14 protein-coding genes, 1 pseudogene, 1 riboswitch and 1 other annotated feature are annotated in these 17,917 nt (G+C 34.9%); of the genes and pseudogenes, 4 read left to right on the top strand and 11 right to left on the bottom strand.

What is annotated here, in order from left to right:
- Nucleotides 1-107: 107 nt before the first annotated feature.
- Nucleotides 108-1,097, bottom strand: a pseudogene (locus ACFQZ1_RS08340) (beta-ketoacyl-ACP synthase 3).
- A 148-nt stretch (nucleotides 1,098-1,245) separates the two neighbouring features.
- On the opposite strand from ACFQZ1_RS08340, the gene fabZ reads away from it, so the two are divergent.
- Entirely contained in the window at nucleotides 1,246-1,677 is a 432-nt protein-coding gene (gene fabZ / locus ACFQZ1_RS08335) for a 3-hydroxyacyl-ACP dehydratase FabZ (RefSeq protein ID WP_377881661.1), read from the top strand.
- A gap of 231 nt (nucleotides 1,678-1,908) precedes the next feature.
- Here the strand turns inward: fabZ and ACFQZ1_RS08330 are convergent, their stop codons facing one another.
- The 7 genes from ACFQZ1_RS08330 to ACFQZ1_RS08300 all read right to left on the bottom strand — a co-directional run bounded on the left by ACFQZ1_RS08330 (nucleotide 1,909) and on the right by ACFQZ1_RS08300 (nucleotide 9,582).
- A complete protein-coding gene (locus ACFQZ1_RS08330) occupies nucleotides 1,909-3,303 on the bottom strand; it encodes a PepSY-associated TM helix domain-containing protein (RefSeq protein WP_377881660.1) in 1,395 nt (464 codons plus the stop codon).
- 212 nt (nucleotides 3,304-3,515) lie between these two features.
- Entirely contained in the window at nucleotides 3,516-4,166 is a 651-nt protein-coding gene (locus ACFQZ1_RS08325; RefSeq protein ID WP_377881659.1) for a CPBP family intramembrane glutamic endopeptidase, read from the bottom strand.
- A 378-nt stretch (nucleotides 4,167-4,544) separates the two neighbouring features.
- A complete protein-coding gene (locus ACFQZ1_RS08320) occupies nucleotides 4,545-4,835 on the bottom strand; it encodes a GYD domain-containing protein (RefSeq protein WP_377881658.1) in 291 nt (96 codons plus the stop codon).
- A gap of 192 nt (nucleotides 4,836-5,027) precedes the next feature.
- On the bottom strand, nucleotides 5,028-6,290 hold the full coding sequence (locus ACFQZ1_RS08315) for an MFS transporter (RefSeq protein WP_377881657.1): 1,263 nt from the start codon (nucleotides 6,288-6,290) through the stop codon (nucleotides 5,028-5,030).
- 133 nt (nucleotides 6,291-6,423) lie between these two features.
- Nucleotides 6,424-8,052 (bottom strand): YndJ family protein, encoded by a 1,629-nt coding sequence (locus ACFQZ1_RS08310; RefSeq protein WP_377881656.1) that lies wholly within the window; start codon nucleotides 8,050-8,052, stop codon nucleotides 6,424-6,426.
- The gene (locus ACFQZ1_RS08305) at nucleotides 8,040-8,669 is read right to left on the bottom strand and encodes a DUF4166 domain-containing protein (RefSeq protein WP_377881655.1); all 630 of its coding nucleotides are present in this window, start codon (nucleotides 8,667-8,669) and stop codon (nucleotides 8,040-8,042) included. The genes ACFQZ1_RS08310 and ACFQZ1_RS08305 overlap by 13 nt, the downstream gene beginning before the upstream one ends.
- A 4-nt stretch (nucleotides 8,670-8,673) precedes the next feature.
- The gene (locus tag ACFQZ1_RS08300) at nucleotides 8,674-9,582 is read right to left on the bottom strand and encodes a DoxX-like family protein (RefSeq protein ID WP_377881654.1); all 909 of its coding nucleotides are present in this window, start codon (nucleotides 9,580-9,582) and stop codon (nucleotides 8,674-8,676) included.
- Between the two features lie 217 nt (nucleotides 9,583-9,799).
- A riboswitch (Lysine riboswitch) is annotated at nucleotides 9,800-9,987 on the top strand.
- Nucleotides 9,988-10,220: 233 nt separating this feature from the next.
- Here ACFQZ1_RS08300 and ACFQZ1_RS08295 point away from each other — a divergent pair.
- Nucleotides 10,221-11,450 carry an aspartate kinase gene (locus tag ACFQZ1_RS08295; RefSeq protein WP_377881685.1) on the top strand — a complete coding sequence of 410 codons (1,230 nt, stop codon included), beginning with the start codon at nucleotides 10,221-10,223 and terminating at the stop codon, nucleotides 11,448-11,450.
- A 797-nt stretch (nucleotides 11,451-12,247) separates the two neighbouring features.
- Here ACFQZ1_RS08295 and asnA read toward each other — a convergent pair.
- Nucleotides 12,248-13,231, bottom strand: coding sequence for an aspartate--ammonia ligase (gene asnA, locus ACFQZ1_RS08290; protein WP_377881652.1), 984 nt, complete (start codon nucleotides 13,229-13,231; stop codon nucleotides 12,248-12,250).
- A gap of 73 nt (nucleotides 13,232-13,304) precedes the next feature.
- Nucleotides 13,305-13,565, bottom strand: a binding site (T-box leader).
- Nucleotides 13,566-13,784: 219 nt separating this feature from the next.
- On the opposite strand from asnA, the gene ACFQZ1_RS08285 reads away from it, so the two are divergent.
- A complete protein-coding gene (locus tag ACFQZ1_RS08285) occupies nucleotides 13,785-14,981 on the top strand; it encodes an MFS transporter (RefSeq protein WP_377881650.1) in 1,197 nt (398 codons plus the stop codon).
- An 80-nt stretch (nucleotides 14,982-15,061) separates the two neighbouring features.
- On the opposite strand, the gene ACFQZ1_RS08280 is transcribed toward ACFQZ1_RS08285, so the two are convergent.
- Nucleotides 15,062-15,955, bottom strand: coding sequence for a sigma-70 family RNA polymerase sigma factor (locus ACFQZ1_RS08280; RefSeq protein ID WP_377881649.1), 894 nt, complete (start codon nucleotides 15,953-15,955; stop codon nucleotides 15,062-15,064).
- 158 nt (nucleotides 15,956-16,113) lie between these two features.
- A complete protein-coding gene (locus ACFQZ1_RS08275) occupies nucleotides 16,114-16,965 on the bottom strand; it encodes an NAD-dependent epimerase/dehydratase family protein (RefSeq protein ID WP_377881648.1) in 852 nt (283 codons plus the stop codon).
- Nucleotides 16,966-17,632: 667 nt separating this feature from the next.
- On the opposite strand from ACFQZ1_RS08275, the gene ACFQZ1_RS08270 reads away from it, so the two are divergent.
- Complete coding sequence (locus ACFQZ1_RS08270) at nucleotides 17,633-17,809, top strand: DUF3934 family protein (protein ID WP_020060606.1); 177 nt, start codon at nucleotides 17,633-17,635, stop codon at nucleotides 17,807-17,809.
- Nucleotides 17,810-17,917 lie beyond the last annotated feature (108 nt).

Here is a 17,917-nt window from a genome sequence, read left to right as displayed (position 1 = left end):
TTTGTTCAATTCTTTTATCAATAGATAAAAAAGTCTTTAAATTTTACAAATCTAAGGACTTTTAATGCAACAAAATACGTTTATATTACTACTAGATACATCATCCCCTATTCCTTTGTTAAATGCCACTTAATAATATGCCCAGCATGCGTAAGACCTCCCCCAAACCCATACAGTAAAAGAGTGTCTCCATTTTTCAGCTTTCCTGCGTTCATACCGATGTCCAATGCTAATGGAATGGAGACAGAAGAAGTATTCCCCCATGTATTCTACACTAGTTAAAGTTTTGTCCAGCGGGAAACCTGATCTTTCACATATAGATTCAATCATTCGTAAATTAGCACTATGTGGAACAAACCAATCCACTTCATCCAGTTGTAACTCTGCCTGATATAATAATTCTTTAATCCCAATCGGTAGCGTCCGTGCTGCCCACTTATATACTTCTCTTCCGTTTTGAACCATCTTTCCATGTGTTCTCAATGGATTTCCAAACATGGTGGTGGATAAATTCGTACGATATACATGCATGCCCCCTTCTCCATTTGTCCCAATATGGGTAGCTATAAAACTAGACAATTCTTCATCTTTCTCTACTAAGACAGCCGCAGCTGCATCTCCAAATAAGATACATGTAGTTCGATCGGTATAATCTGTTACTTTAGATAAGGTTTCTGTCGTTATAACTAGAATCTTACGATGAAGACCAGATGTAATCAAACCATTCGCCAGATGTAATCCATATGTAAAACCAGCACAAGTTGCATTGAGATCAACAGCGCCTGTATGTTGAATATTAAAATACTCTTGTATTTGGCAAGCTACACTTGGAAAAGCGTAGTCAGGCGTAGTTGTTGAAACTAGAATACAATCCACGTCAACAAGATTTTTATGATAACGTTCCACTAAATTTTCAATAGCTTTAAAAGCTAATGTAGAAGCATATTCGTTATCACCAGCAATTCTTCTTTCCTTCATTCCAGTTCTTTGTATAATCCATGCATCATTTGTGTCTACTATTTTTTCTAAATCATCATTGGTCAACTTTTTTCGGGTACATAGGTACCAATAGCTGTAATTCTTGCTTTTGATTTCATACATTTATCCCCCTTTACTATTTTTACACTTAGAATTATAATTAGATAATAGTACTAGGTGCTAATTATTGTCAATATTCAAACATGTAATTTTCGGAAATAAAATAACTAAAAATATGTGGTTATGGTATAAAGGAGAGAAGGATTTATGTTCAATACTCAACAAATTAAAGAAATTATTCCACATCGTTACCCCCTTTTATTAATTGATCGTATCATTGAAGTAGAAGAAGGAAAGCGTGCAGTTGGGATCAAAAATGTTGCGACTAATGAAAGATTTTTTAACGGTCACTTTCCTGGCTATTCAGTTATGCCGGGTGCCTTGATTGTAGAAGCTTTAGCACAAGTAAGTGCAGTTATTATGCTTATGAAAGAAGAGAACCATGGAAAGCTCGGTCTTTTTGCTGGTATTGACAATTGTCGCTTCAAAAAACAAGTTCGTCCTGGTGATCAGCTACGTTTAGAAGTGGAGATGACGCGTGTTCGTGGTTCAATTGCAAAGGCTCATGCTATTGCTACAGTAGATGGGGAAACCGCTTGCGAGGCAGAAGTTACATTTGCTCTTTACGATAAAAAATAAAAAACCCCTCTTGCAAATGCAAGTGGGCTTTCTTATTTTACTTAAAATGATTCACTATTTTTTGTACTCTACTTGTTGATATGACAAGGCGGCGTAGAAGTAACTTTTGTTTCATTCGTTTTATTATGATCTATATACAAATATATACCCATTATCAATAAAATACTTACTACTGCATATGAAAAGATTTTCTTTTTCATACTATTCTCCCTACGCTATAAATAATCTATATTAGCCAAACCATTTTTTTAAAACTGGAACTCTCTTTATTACTAACCAATCAAGCACCAAAGCTACAAACAGCGAAATGCCCACTAAAGGGAACAAAATCCCTAGTATCAGAATAAGAACTACTACACCTTTCATTAATTTGAAGTTCTTCGGCAAAGAAGGTGCTCCTAACGTACCAGACGGCTTACGTTTCCACCACATCATGCAACCTGTTACAGAAATCCCCAGCAACACAAGACAGATTACAAGATCCAATAACTGATTTGTTAATCCAAAATAACGCCCTTCATGCAGCGCAATCCCGATAGATATTGCCTTAGCCAATATTCCATAATCCGAAAAACGTAAATCTGCCAATATTTTGCCGCTGTACTGATCGATGCGCAACGTTGCTTCCCCTTTCGGATTATCAGGCTTAACAGATACCGTATACACACCTTTTTCTCCCTTAGGGAATGTGATTGAATATCCATCCTCTAAATGATTTTTTTCTACTATTTTCATAATGTCTGCCACCGCAAGAGAGGCTGCCTTATTTCCCATAGACTCCGGAACTGGTAATTTCTCTGCCGCCCAAGGTACATCCGCCACCGCTTTAGATGGAACAGTCGACTGCGGCAAATTACCATCCCATAGTCCTGTCGGGTATCCCGTTTTTGTAGCTGTTGCGATTTTATTAATATAATCTCCCCATAATCCGGACCAAGGAAGTCCCGTCATTATGAATATAAAAATGAACAGCGAGAACCAGAAAGCCGGAACAGAGTGTAAATCTCGTAACATCGTCCGCTTTCCTTTAGAGAATCTTGGAATTAATGTACCAAAAATTGATTTTTTATTGCGCGGCCACCATAAATATAAGCCAGTAATCAACAAAATCATCGCCCAACAGGCAGCCATCTCCACAATACGATCTCCTGTCGTTCCAATCATAAGCTCGCCATGCATCCGCTCCACTTTGCTCATGAATTTCTCGTCTTTCTTTAAATCCCCTAAAATCTTGCCATCATATGGATTTACGAATACCGTCATTGGCACTCCCTTATGTACAATTCCAACTTCTGCTGAATGATCTAATGCAAAGGAAGGCTTGTACTTTGTAATAGAAGCACCCGGATATGTTTTTTTAACTGCTTCTATTTGTTCTGTTGCAGTCAATTTTTCTTTTGCAGCTTGTACATAGTAATAATCTTTATATACGGTGTTTTCAATTTGCGGTTTAAATAAATAGATAATACCTGTTATTGTCAATAAGATTACAAAAGGCGCAAAAATGATACCGGCATAAAAATGCCAGCGCCATACAGCTCGATACAAAGATTGTGCTTTTGAGACTTCCAACTGAGCTGCATACTTTTCTGCAGAATGATTTACCGCTTGTCGTTTTGCAAACATATTCTGTTCCCCCCTAAATGATACTTGCTCTTCCCTTTTCGTATAAACATGTAAGTTTATAATTCCGATTTTTAATATATCGAACATATGTGAATATTTTGTGAGAATTTTTCAAACTTATTTGTAAATCTTTTATGAAACAATACAGCAAAACTTCCATTATGTATAAATACAAAAAGTCTGCCTAAAAGCTTCACTTTTAGGCAGACTCCTTATAAAAAGAATACTAAACATATGATTCCAATAACATCCGATGCCAAGTGCGGAATCCAAGAAGCAAATATATTTTTTGTTCGATGAAACAGAAGCCCATACAAGATACTATCAACAAACACCATTCCAATATCAATTGCGACGATTAAGGGATCCCCTTTTGCAAAGTGCATCAGTCCAAATACAAAAGAAGTACACAAAATAGCGAATGTAGGGGGTGTGAACCAACTTAACCGCTCTTGAAAAAAGGCACGATATATCATCTCTTCCACAAATGTTCCAACGATAATCCCAAAAAGCAATGGAATGAATAAAGCTGCGCTCATCATTGGCACACGCTCTTTTATATGCAGTGCGTATTCAGGCATCATATACTTTGCAAATAAAAAACACAAAATAGGAATAATAACTCCTACAAATAGCGCTAAGAACCAATGAGTTTTTAAATCTGAAGCAGTTTGTGAGAACCGAAACCCAATATCCCAAAATTTTCGTTTGCGAATTACTTTTTCAATGACTAAGTATATAATAGGCAAAAAAGTAAAAACTTGACCAATCCCCGGAACAAATAGAGTTATTCCAAGAGAAACTATCATAACGAGTAGCATTTCTAACATTATAAATTTTGTTTTACTTTTTGCAACTGACACAAAAACGCCTCCCCCCCCTTTTTATTTTATGAAAGGGAATAACTTTTTAATGACTTTTTTCTTGACCTAAAGACTGCTACACGGTCAATCAATAACAAGATTGCATTTATTTAAATATCATCTTGATAAAACTTAATGACAACTTGATCAATTATTCCTACACTTGAATCATTAAAATATAAGGCCGAGATAAATCCATTTTAATTCCTTTTCATCTATATTAATCAAATATATGTTTCTCTAAGCAATATAACTAGAAAAAGAGACATCTTGTCCACATGAAACAAAAAAGCTACCCTTCGATATCAAGGATAGCTAAAATTAATTCACAAGAAATCATGAAATCAATCACCAATAGAAAATACCGCACCTTATAACTTAAATTTCTGTTACTAGTTGCTGAAATTCGTCCATATCTAATAACGGGAAAATCTTTGTTTCTACCATTCCTGGTAATTTTCCTGCTAAATCAATTTTCTTTACTGCTAATATGTCAGGTGCTTCAAATGTGATAACCATATCGTATTCACCTACAATGGCATAAGCAGTTAAAATACGTCCACCGAATCGTTCATAGTTCTTATGTAAATTGGAAAAACGTTCACTAATATTTTTTATATTTACATTTCCTTCCCGATTAAACTTTGCTAGAAGTATATATTTTTGCATAAGAACCTCCTCTTATTTCATTAAGAATGAAAACAGATAAGACCCTATATTCATTACCCAATAAAAATATTAAATTATCATTCTTCTTAGGTGAATTCCTTCTACTTTACATACTTCCCATTAAAGGCACTAGATGATGATGCATTTCTTCTTTGTTAATCATTTTAATTAGAACGGGCATATAAACAAGCATCACTCAAACTGACGAATACTCGGAACAGATAAAGCGGTCAGGACCACTACAATAGCCGCAATCGCTAAAATGCTGATAGTCAAAATACCACCAATTATATTGGCCAACCATCCAACTATCAAATACCCTAACGGTAATAGCGCAAAGGATCCAAGCATATCGAGACTAACAACTCTACCAAACGCTTCTTCCGGCACAAGTTCTTGCAAACTCGTTTCCCAAATTAAACCGAAAATCATAATGCCAAACCCCTCAATAGCCATTAATCCAATTAATGCTGGTGCCCATGAGACAAAAGGCATTATTAAAAGCGCCATTCCACTAATTAAAACACCACCATAAGCCAATAAGCCACGTTTATGCCAGTTCTGTTTCCCTCCAAAAATAAGAGCAGCAACAACTGCACCCCCGCCAGAAAATGCCATTCCGAGGCCATAAACAAAAGGTTCAAAGTGATGATGGATATTAAATAACCAAGGAATTAAGACGACTACAATACCCGCGTGACAAATATTAATAAACGAAAATGCTAAAATTGTAATCCATAACCACGGATGGCTTTTTAATACTACAATTCCTTCAATGAAATCTTTTTTAAAGTTCACTTTATTATCTGCCCTGTCTTGCGCTTTTTTTGTTGTCAAATCCCTTAAAAATAGTAAACACATAAAAGAAAGCAAATAAGTCAATGCATCTAAACCAAAACCAATACCTGCTGATGCGATGGAAACAATGAGGCCCCCAAGTGCCGGACCAATTAAACGTACGCCTTGGTTGCTCATCTGAGTTAACGCGTTAGCCGCATTCCGAATTTCCGGCACAAACACCCTTGCTCGAACTGCTGAATAGGCTGGTTGAAATAACCCTTCCATAAGACCATACATCGCTACTAATACATATAAAATATGGATCGTTAAAGTATCAGTAAACATGAGTACTGCTAACGTTGTCATTAATATCCCTCGAACAATATCAGTAAATAACATCAATTTAACACGATTAACGCGATCTACAATTAATCCTGAAAATGGTAAAATAAGTACGTTTGGAAGCATATACATCGCCATTGTCATCCCCATAACGACTGTCGATCCTGTTAATGTATATACAACCACCGGAAGAATAACCATTGTAATAGAACTTCCAAGAACCGAAAAGAGCTGCCCGATCCATAAAAAAGTAAAATGACGTGATTTTGTAATAGGTAATAATAAATTACTTATATAATTCGAATTTTTTTGCTCTTGTATCTCTCCTTGCATATGTCCCCTCCTTACATAAAATAAAACAATACTGCATTTCATTATAACATTTAAATGTAATCATTTTCCAAAAATCAAACTTCATTGATTTTTGTATTTTATATCGTATTATTTAGCAATAAAAAAACGATTGCTATTTTCGAGCAATCGTTTTTTCTATTTCATAATCAATCTCTAGAAACTTCACACCAAACATCCACATTTGATGATGTGCTGTTAACGTGATTTTATCCTTCTCTCTTATCACAAACGTTTCAGCTAACGGTAAGCGAATCGTAAAGAAGCGGCTATGTAAATAAATCCCCTCATCCCCTTTTGTACTGTTCCGTAACCGACTCGTAATGATAAGATTTTTCTTATCATTGCGCAGCTTTAACATTCCAGTCATATTCGCATATGGTAATGGCAGCGCAATATTCATGTATGTTTCCCCATTATGTTCATTCTGAGAGTAAAGCGCTACAAAGATTGTTTCATTCTGTTCGTTTTTCCGAATCCATGCTCTGACATCATTTCTACCGTCTTTTTCATCTTTTATAGAAACAATCTCTCCATACATAACCTCTAACCGATTTCCCATTCCTAAATGAATTTGCTGCACGCGTCGACTTATTTTTTCATAAAGAAAGGCAAATGTTTGAAACCAACGTGACCAATAAATAGTTGCTTTTAATTCATAGTTTTTCGTGTTCTCATAAAAATCAATAATGAGCGGTGACACACTTTTTGGATTAAATTGTTTACTATGAAAATCTATCATTTTATTTATAAGACCTGTATATTCGTTCTTCTCTACTAGCTTATTTTCCAATAAAACATCCTCTCCAACTTTCATCTTTCCTTTAATACGACTCATCGTTTTTCCATAATGAATGTATTTCGGACCATTCTTTTCAATCATCCACCCCATACAAGCAGGTACTGCCACGCCAATTCCGTTTACAACCCCATGAATCCAAACCATTTGTACAATAGAAATAGTCATCATTCCTCTGAAATTCCCGTATGAGTATAAAAGTGAGAAAAGAATAGTCACCATAAGTGTACTAGACGAAATGATAAGAAGAACTTTCGCACTTATAGATGTAAACTTTGTTTTCCATACAAAAATGCCGTAAACATAGAGCGAAATAAGATAGAGTAGCACCGCAAAAAACTCAAATATTCTCGAATAGGTAATGCCAATTGCAACCGTCATCGGAGAAATGATGATAACAAACATAACAATCGTATATAATTGACTTTTCTTTTGTTGCTTTCTCCCTAACAAACCCGCAGATAAAGGGAGTAGAAAAGCAGAATAATGAAAATGAGCTGCTGTGAGTAAGACGATATCTGAACTAAATTGCATAATTGGTATGTTTGCTACAGAGACAAAGAACCAAAAGCCGCCTAAAAATAAATACATAAATCCACTATCAATCGCTGTTTCTTCTAGCGGTTTCCATCCTCTTTCTAATAATCTACTTACACCAAATAATGCTACAATGCCCGTATATATAAACCAAATTATCGCAAATAGAAAATGATTTGTTACAAAAGCAAGCATTGCACTTATCGCCGCAAGTGGATATATATATGCTGCAAGTTTGTAACAGAATAATTCATCTCCATCTCTTTTTCTCTTATCTACAATAGAAAACGCCATCGGGATAAATAGAAGAATTGACAATAATATAACCGATTCAACAGGATGTAACTTTGGCCACTCTAATATGAGAAAAATGACATAACAGATGAGACCGATTATTATATTTCGCATATAATTACACCACTTTCTCTAAACGTTCCCTTATAAGAGAAAAGCGGCCCTAATATCGGATTTTGCACTTGTACATAAATCCGATAACAATCTAATTCGTCATCATAACTTTCTATAATCTTTGCCTCTCCATATAAAAACCTTGGCAATGGAATTTTCATTCCACATAAGTAGAACCATTGTTTTTTTGATGAAATATGAATTGCTCCTTTTGCATCAACATGAAACGCAAGCGTCGATACGAGCAAATGTGGTTCACCGAAATAATCGACAATTTCATCTTGTTTATCATTCAAATACATAACAGCATTAAAATAACGCCTTTTTTCACCAAATAGAAACATCCGATTCCATGTTACAAATACCTCTCCTTTATTGTCTTTCTCTGCAGTATTTTGAATGATAAATGGTACTTCTTCCCCTCTTTCTGAAAAAAACATCCGGAATTTTGCTGCTACTTTTAAAAACATTCTTACAGCAACTGAGCCTTCTGTAATTTCATCCATCCTTCCTTCTCCTACAAAACTATATGTTTCTGTAATTGCATAACGTTTCTGTAATTTTGGATGTAACTGATGATAGGATTCTCCTAATAATGTTTCGTAAATGGAAGACAAATTTTTACCCCTTTCTGCTTCTTTTACAATGTTTTGCTTGCGGTAAGTTATTACTATTTACATAACCGATTATTGAAAATCCAATCAGCATAATGTTTAAAGTAATTGGATTAAAAGGTTGTATAAAACTTTCAATATTTGTGAATCCTGCCACAGCGGCCAATGCCAATAGTATAATAATATGAATGAAAAACAATTTCTTCTTTTGGAAAGGTATCAACCACACGATTCCAAATACGATTTCCAAAAAGCCAATCATTTTAATAATCCATGCAGCATTATCAGTTGCACCAATAAGACTAGCAAGCATTCGTACCTCTTCTGGATGAGTATATAAAACTTTCGGAATAAGTCCTTGATAAATCCACACAAAAGAAAGTAAAAAACAAACGAGATAATACGTAACAGCTCTTTTTAATAATAAACGTGGATGGAATCCTTTTTCTAACCACAATTTTAAAGCATCAAAACTCCATGCAGTTGCCCAACCTAATAACGGACGAAATATGAATGAATCTATAAACCTTCCTATATTTCCAAACCTCGTTTCATAATCATACTGCGTTTCAAAGCGAATCTCGTTCCCATTCGGTGTATACTTCCAATAGCCTCTTCCTACCGTAATCAACGAAAGCTTACTGTCTGTCCAAAATTTCAGTGAAGAGATTCGCCCCCCATCTTCTTTTTGTAGTTCCCCTATTGATTCTCCTTCTCCAGCAATTTCAAGTCCAAAACCAATTTTTGTTTTATATAAAAAACGCTGCGGTTCGCCTTCCTTTCTCTCTAAATACGATATTTCTGTAAACCGCGCATCCCATTCTGTATGTATCTTTGGATCTTGTGTATATCTCCAAAGTTCATTCATTGTTGTTTTTATTTCAGTTTGCACATAAATAGGTTTTTGTTTTTCCATTCACACTGCCCCATCCATATAATCTATATAATAAATACGTTTGTAAAATATTGTTATAAATTCTTCTTTTAAACATATTTTATATCATTTTCATTTTACCATTAAATAGATTTAATTTTCTGAATTTTTATAACCCACTTGATTTCTTCCAACATTTTGATTACTATGGAACAAATGTTACCAACAACTTCATACAACCAATCACTCTCGCCGAACGACGTGAGATAGAGGTTGCAACTTTTATGAGTATTCTAAAGGAGACACAGAGATTGTCAATGAGCTTAGATGAAAGGAAAAGTTGCCGAAATTTATATGTTTCTCTGAACATATAAATTGGGGCTGTTTTCGAATAGAAACAGAACTGTCATATATACAGTGGTGTATATATGAAGAGCTATCTACAAAAAAGGGAGATCATATTTCTTTATGATCGTCTTCTTTTTTGGCGGTTTTTTTATTAGCTCCGTTTTCTGTTTCCTTTTTCCTGTAACAGCACCATCCTCACCTATTTGAGATGGTGTTTTTTATTTGCTCTCGGTAACTTACAGGAATGAAAGGGATCTATATTTCCCATCTTATGTTTAACAACATTTTTCCTAATTTATTAACCAATATTAAATTGAAAGTGGGCTCTCATGATGGAAATTATTGTTCAAAAATTTGGCGGTACATCTGTTGGAAGTATCGAACGTATTCAACATGTTGCGGATTTAGTCATTGAAGAATATGAAAGAGGACACGGAATTGTAGCGGTTGTGTCCGCAATGGGACATAGCACAGATGAATTAGTATCTTTAGCTGCTAGTATTACGGAGCAGCCTAGTAAACGAGAAATGGACATGCTCCTTACAACAGGTGAACAAATTTCAATTTCTTTATTAACAATGGCTCTGCAAGCGAAAGGTTATGCTGCAATTTCACTAACAGGCTGGCAAGCTGGTATTACAACAGAATCTGTACACGGCAGCGCAAGAATTACTAATATTCATACAGAGCGTATTCAATCTCATTTACAAAAAGGAACAATTGTCGTTGTAGCTGGTTTCCAAGGATCAAGCGCAGAACAAGAAATTACAACACTTGGCCGCGGCGGTTCTGATACAACTGCAGTCGCATTAGCTGCAGCATTACAAGCAAAAAAATGTGATATTTATACGGATGTAACAGGTGTTTACACAACTGATCCACGCGTTGTAACAGACGCTTACAAATTAGATGAAATTTCCTATGATGAAATGTTAGAACTGGCTAACCTAGGTGCTGGTGTACTTCATCCAAGAGCAGTAGAATTTGCGAAAAATCATAATGTTATGTTAGAAGTTCGCTCAAGTATGGAACGAGAAAACGGAACAATCGTAAGGGGAGAATGTAGCATGGAACAACAATCAATCGTAAAAGGTATTGCATTTGAAGACAATATTACGCGCGTTACAATTAAAGGCTTACAAGCAGGAGGTCTTTCCACAATCTTCTCTACATTAGCAAGCGCTCATATTAATGTAGATATTATCATTCAAAGTATTACAAATGAAGGAACTGTACACTTATCCTTCTCTATTTATTCGAATGATTTAAAAGAAACACTAGCGGTATTAGAAGAAAATCGCGAGGCTATGCACTATGAATCTGTAGAATATGAAAATCATTTAGCGAAAGTATCAATTGTTGGATCAGGTATGGTATCTAATCCTGGTGTAGCTGCTAAAATGTTCTCAACGTTACAAGAAGAAAATATCCATATTAAAATGGTAAGTACATCTGAAATTAAAGTATCTGTAGTTATTGATCGTCTTAACTTAGTAAATGGTGTGGAAGCACTTCACGAATCATTTATGGCAAAAATTGAGCCTCTCGTATCAGTAAATTAAATGAAACAAGGGATGGATAGGTTGTCAAGACCTAAATCACAAATATCCCTACAAAAAAGAGAACACATATTAGTCATGTGAAATATGTGTTCTCCTTTTTTCTTTTTCTCAAACTCAAGCCTCCTTTAATGAAGAAAGACTGGATGTATCAGGTTAACTTTACCCATTGTCATTTATATCTTGATATAAAATTATTAGACATTAAGGTTATAGCATAATTGGTATATCCATTGTTGGGAAACCGCCCATGCCCATTCCTGGGAAGCCTATAATACATTGAGAATCTAATGTCATGTTTCCACCTACTTTTTATAAATATTTCATAGTCTTTTACATGCTATGCTTAAAAAAATAAAGGAGCTTATTCTCCTTTAAGGTTAGGCAGACTAACTACTAATAACAGATTTTCTTTGACTTGGAAAATTAATAAATCCTCCCTACATAATCATTTACAAGTACAAGCATTAAGAATAAACAGTACTTCTAATATTATTAATTTAACAACGGACAATTGATAAAGTGAAACTTCCATCAATGGGGGATGAAAACTAATGAGTTCTTATACACGAATAGACCTTCACTTCCTGATCCTTGTTACGCCTCCCATTGTGGCCTACGTCCCGTTCCTAACAAATGACCATTTGTTCCGTTCTCGTTATATACATGTTAGACTACATTTTCAATCTCTAGATATGTAGTATGAGATTTATGAAAAAAGAGGATACTATGCCCTCATATTGGACATAGTATCCTCTTCTAATTATAGTATATTTACCAATTGCACCCTTGTTTTCTTTTTAGAATAAGTGAATGTTTTGCTTTTTGCACTCTTCACGCATTTCATCCGGCCATACAGAAGTTTGAACTTCTCCAATATGTGCTTTGCGTAAGAAGTACATGCACATTCTTGATTGTCCAATGCCACCGCCAAGTGTAAGTGGAAGTACGTCCTCTAAAATACCTTTATGGAAATCATATTCACGTTTGAAATCTTCCCCTTTTATTGTTAATTGTTCATCAAGGGATTTGCTGTCAACACGAATACCCATGGATGATAATTCAAATGAAGACTGGAGTACTGGATTCCAGAATAAGATATCTCCGTTTAATTTCCAATCATCGTAGTCAGATGCACGTCCATCATGTTTTTCACCAGAGCGCAGCGCCCCCCCAATTTCGCTAATAAAGACTGCACCGTATTCTTTCGCAATCGCATGCTCACGATCTTTCGGTGTTAATTCTGGATATTTATCTTCAAGCTCTTGAGATGTGATAAATACGATATCTTCCGGTAAATACTTACCAAGGAACGGGTATTTTTCAAATAAATGCCCCTCTAAATCTTTGAATATTCCATAAATTGTTCGTACTGTTTCTTGTAAGTAATCTACTGTACGCCATTCTTCTTGAATAATTTTTTCCCAATCCCATTGATCAACGTAAATGGAATGCGTTGCATCAAGCTCTTCATCACGGCGAATTGCGTTCATGTTTGTATATAAACCCTCACCAGCTTCATATCCATATTCATGCAGAGCAAATCTTTTCCATTTTGCTAGTGAATGTACAATTTCTAACTCTTCTCCTGAATGCAGCATATCAAATTCAATTGGGCGCTCTACACCGTTTAAGTGATCGTTTAACCCTGATTTTTTCGTTACAAATAAAGGTGCAGATACACGGAATAATCCAAGACGTTTTGATAATTGCTCTTCAAAAAATGTTTTAACTTCCTTAATTGCGATTTGTGTTTCTCTTACTGTCATTAATGTTTGGTACATGTTGTTTTCCTCCTAAAATGTTTTGATGTAGTGAGGAAAGAAACCAATAAAAAAAAGCCCTTCTTTCCCAAAAAACTGGGACGAAAGACTTTGGTTCCGCGGTACCACCCAAATTAGCAACAGAGGTTGCTCACTTATTCAGTACGGAGATTAGAGATATCTCGATACTGTTCTTCTTGTAACGGCGAAGTTCCCGGCTAAGTCTACTTTCCTAAAAAGGATTTCGGTTAGCGACTCCAGGAGGTTCTTCATAACAGGCTTCGTATCAGGCTCACACCACCCCTGACTCGCTTGGACTACGTCCTATTACTACTCTTCCTTTCACAGTCGTTTTACTGTCACATCTCTGAAACATTTTATTAATGTTTATTCTATACAAAAAAATAAGAAAGTCAACAAAAAGTTTTAAAATATTTTTCAATTCTTTATTTTACGGTTTTTCAAATAGTGTGTGATGAGAAAATATTTGAACGCAGTTCTATAAATACAATGTGTCACATTTCAATAAATTATACTGTCTTTTTAGTACAGATAAAATATAAGGAGGATCTTCATGCGTAGCTTAACTAATAAAGCTCCTGAATGGTTATATGTATTTTTATTTTGCACGACTGGGATCAGCGTTGTTTCTCAAGGATTCATCATGATTCCAATCGAAAATGAACTTATATCACATTTTCAAATCCCTAAAGATACTGCATATCTCTCAAGCAGTATCTTTTCTATTTTCTACGCTATCGGTTTCTTAATTTTCGCTCCTCTTTCTAATCGGTTTGGTAAGAAGAACATACTAGTTCTCGGCCTATTCGCTTTGTCTTTCTGTACACTGACGATCAGTTTTTGTAAAATATATAACCTATTTTTGTTCCTTAGAGCTCTGCAAGGAATAGTAGCAGCTACATTTACGCCCTTGGCTCTTGCATATGTATTTGAATTATTTATTCCAAAACGTCAAGGCTATGTCATCGGAATCTTAAGTGCAGCTTTCACAACGTCTAGCATCTTAGGGCAAATACTCAGTAATTGGTTTATATCTCAATACACTTTTCCTATTCTTTTTTATCTTTTTGCTTTTATTCATCTTTTATGTGGAGCAATTTTATATTTCATTCTGCCTGCATCTATCAAAAGTGATCGTCCATTATCTATCGCCTACTGGTTTGATATGTTTACATTATTTCAAAATCGTTACTTGGCAATTTGTTTAGCAATTACCTTTACTCAATTTCTTTCATTCGTTGCAATTTATAGTTCTTTACATCATGTGTTAATAAGAACGTATCACCTTACAAGGCATGAAATTTTACTATTCCAATGCCTTGGAATAATTGGAATGTCTATTTCTCCTTTCATAAATAACTTTATAACACGTATTGAGGCCCAAAAAATGATTACACTAGGACTTATCATAACTTGCACGGGAATACTCTTGTTCTTGAAAGAGGATAACATGTACTTTCTCTCTATAACTACGATCGTATTTGCAGCAGGAATTTCAATTGTATTACCTTCTATCATTTTTCATATTGGACAAATAAGTGAAGAAAGAAAAGGAGTTGCGATAGCACTTTATACATTTACTTTATTTTTAGGGTCTAGTGTAGGTCCGTATATCGGGACAAAGATAATATTTAAATATGTCGTACTTATTATTTTCTCTATCTTATTCTTATCTATCCTAATGTCACTTTCTTTACGAAAAAAGCAACATTATTTCTACGAAAAGATACAAGTTAATCAAAATGATTAGTTTGCATACAATACATTTTTTATTCAAAATAAGAGTTGCTCTAACAGTCATCTCACAACTTTTAGAGCAACTCTATACTTTTAACGTATAGTAATATGCTTAAGTTTATCAGGATTCACAACATAAAATAGTTGCTCAATCTGATTCGTATTTTGCTTCCATGCGAAACTGAAAACACCAACCACCTCTTCATCCTTTAATATGAGAATCCCTGGCTGATTATTCACTGTCACCGCTTGTGCTTTTTTTCCTGTAAAAAATTTAGTAGCAATTGCCGACAGCAAGCTCAGAACACGTTTTTTACTAATAATTTGATTAATAGCCGTAGCGACATTCCCTCCCCCATCTGCAATAAGTGTTACATCGCTAGTAAGAATTTCTGAGATTTCTTGAACATTACCTCGCGATAAGGCCGAAATAAACCTAGTAATTTGATCTTGTTGAATTTCATATGGTGTATACTCCTCATCGAAAGATACATTCATTTTCTTCTTCGCACGGCTAAACACTTTACGGCAATTTATTTCCGTAATATTTAGTAAGTCAGCGATTTCATTATGTTTTAAATTTAATGCTTCTTTTAAGACATAAACGGATCGCTCTGTAGCAGAGAGTTTTTCCATAAGAACAACAAATGTATAATATAGTTGATCATCTTGAATGATTTTCTCCGAAGGGTCCCATTGTACGTCTTGCACAATAGGTTCTGGCAACCAAGTACCAACGTAAGTTTCTCTTTTTTTACGGCTGGATTTTAGTTCATTTATACAACGATTTACAATCATTCTACTTACATACGACTTTATATTATTACTATCTGTTAACTGCACTTCTTTCATTTGCAGTTTTATAAATGTATCATGAAGAATATCTTCAGCATCACTTATAGATCCGAGCATCTTGTACGCTATAGAAATAAAATAAAATCTGTACAGTTTGTATAATTCATTTACGTCCAAGCTATTTTGTCCCATGGTAGTCCCTCCTCAAAACCCTTTAATCAATAAATCTATCATAATATAAAATAAGAAATACCCTAGAAAAAACTTTCCAGGGTATACCTATGCAAATTTCTCAAAAAACACTCTTACCAAAATAGCTTTCTTATGACAAAAATTATATAAAAAAAATGCTACAAATTATGTTCAAACCCATTAGACCAAGAAGGATGAATGGGCTCCCACCCATATTCCTTTCGAGCTTTTGTATTGGATGCGCCGCGCTCACCACGATTATTACCAGCTTGATGAAGAGGTTGGGGCGCACCAATTGCAGAAGCATAAACAGGTAACCAAATATTTCCTGTTGCAGGATTATCATCGACAATGTTAACCGGGCCAGATGGCCACTCTAGTGCCAACAGCGCAGCTCTGGCTGCATCATCTACATGCACAAAAGAAGCTACGCCATCCGTTGCTACAATTTCTTGTCGTCGTACTTGATTAGCAATCATTCCGTCTTTCGCATACCAAGTTCCCGGACCATAAAGCGTTCCGTAACGAATGATAACAAATTCCGGCATTTGAGACACTTTTTCTTCTAACGCCGTAATGCCTTCTATCGTCGTTTTTCGTGGAAACGGAGCAGCAATGTCCAACATTTCTTCTTCTATAGCAGGCGTGTCTCCAGGTTCATATGCCCATGAAATACTTTGTGCAATTATTCGTCTAACTCCCACTGCTTTTGCAGCATCTACAAGATTTTCTGTTCCCTTAACTCTTATTTTTGCATTATCAATCAAGCTTCCTCCACTTAATGATGTAAGTTGATGAATCACTACATCTGGCTGACTTTTTTCCAGTGCAGCGAATACAGCATCTCGATTTAATGCATCTGCCATCACTGGCTTCGCACCCATTTTTATAATTGCACTTGCATGCGAGTCATTACGAATCATCCCAAATACTTCATGACCTTCTTTTACTAACATAGGAATTAAAGAACGTCCGATTACACCAGTTGCACCAGCAAGAAAAATTTTCATCTCTATACCTCCCTAATACGTTTTTTAAAATTTAATAATTCGGTACCTTCAGAATGAAAAAACGACTATAAAATGTACTTTTTTTTCACGTCCATATTTAAGACAAATTGATCATGTAATGTGTGACATAACTATAAATATAATCACAAATTTTTTCATATCTCGGACTTTTTTTTCTTTTTATGCAACGTAAAACTAAAAGATAACAATTCATATATATATTTTTTGAAAAACAATACTTAAATGTTTGTCACACACAAATGCATATAATAATCCTTATATAGTTAACTTTATAACTATTCTTTTATTCTTGCAGAATCTTTTTTTGAAATATTACCAAAAATCTATTTTCTAAAAAATATTGTATAATATTAATAAATTCAAGATTAAACACCTTTTACATAACACATTACTATCAGCAAAAATTAAAAGAGTCCTAACTGTGAAGGACTCTTTTTTCTACTTTAAAAGATTTCTATTAGCGGGATAAACCTGAGGATTTTGCGCATTACTGTCCATGTTATGATATACTATTATATCCTGCTGTTCATTTTTATGAGCAACTGTCGGAAAGGAAAAAGTCATAAACCCAAATTTTATTTTAAAGATTTATTGACTACTGTGGAAACAGATTTGCTATACAATAATAACGGAGTGATTATATTATATGAGTAAAGCTAAAGGTAAAGGTGGAACAGGTAGAGGAACAGGCAGTAAGGGCTGGAACCGATGGAAAGCCAGTGCCAACAAAAAAAAGAGTGCCAAACCTTATACAAGCAAAGGTGTTAAAAAAGCGGGTGGCGCAAAGACAAACAGTAATACAGGTGACAAATCCGAAAGATAGGGACTGCTATTTACGCTTGGTATCTTTCGTGTAAGTGTAATATAGATGTTGTGTGGGTTTATTTTGCGGAGAAAAGCAAAGATTTAAAACAACAAAACAAGTGGTTAC

It is taken from the genome of Bacillus sp. CGMCC 1.60114, assembly GCF_042676365.1.
GTDB classification, from domain to species: domain Bacteria; phylum Bacillota; class Bacilli; order Bacillales; family Bacillaceae_G; genus Bacillus_A; species Bacillus_A rhizoplanae_A.
Note: the sequence above shows the minus strand (reverse complement) of the source record. Positions and strands in the feature narration are given on the sequence as shown.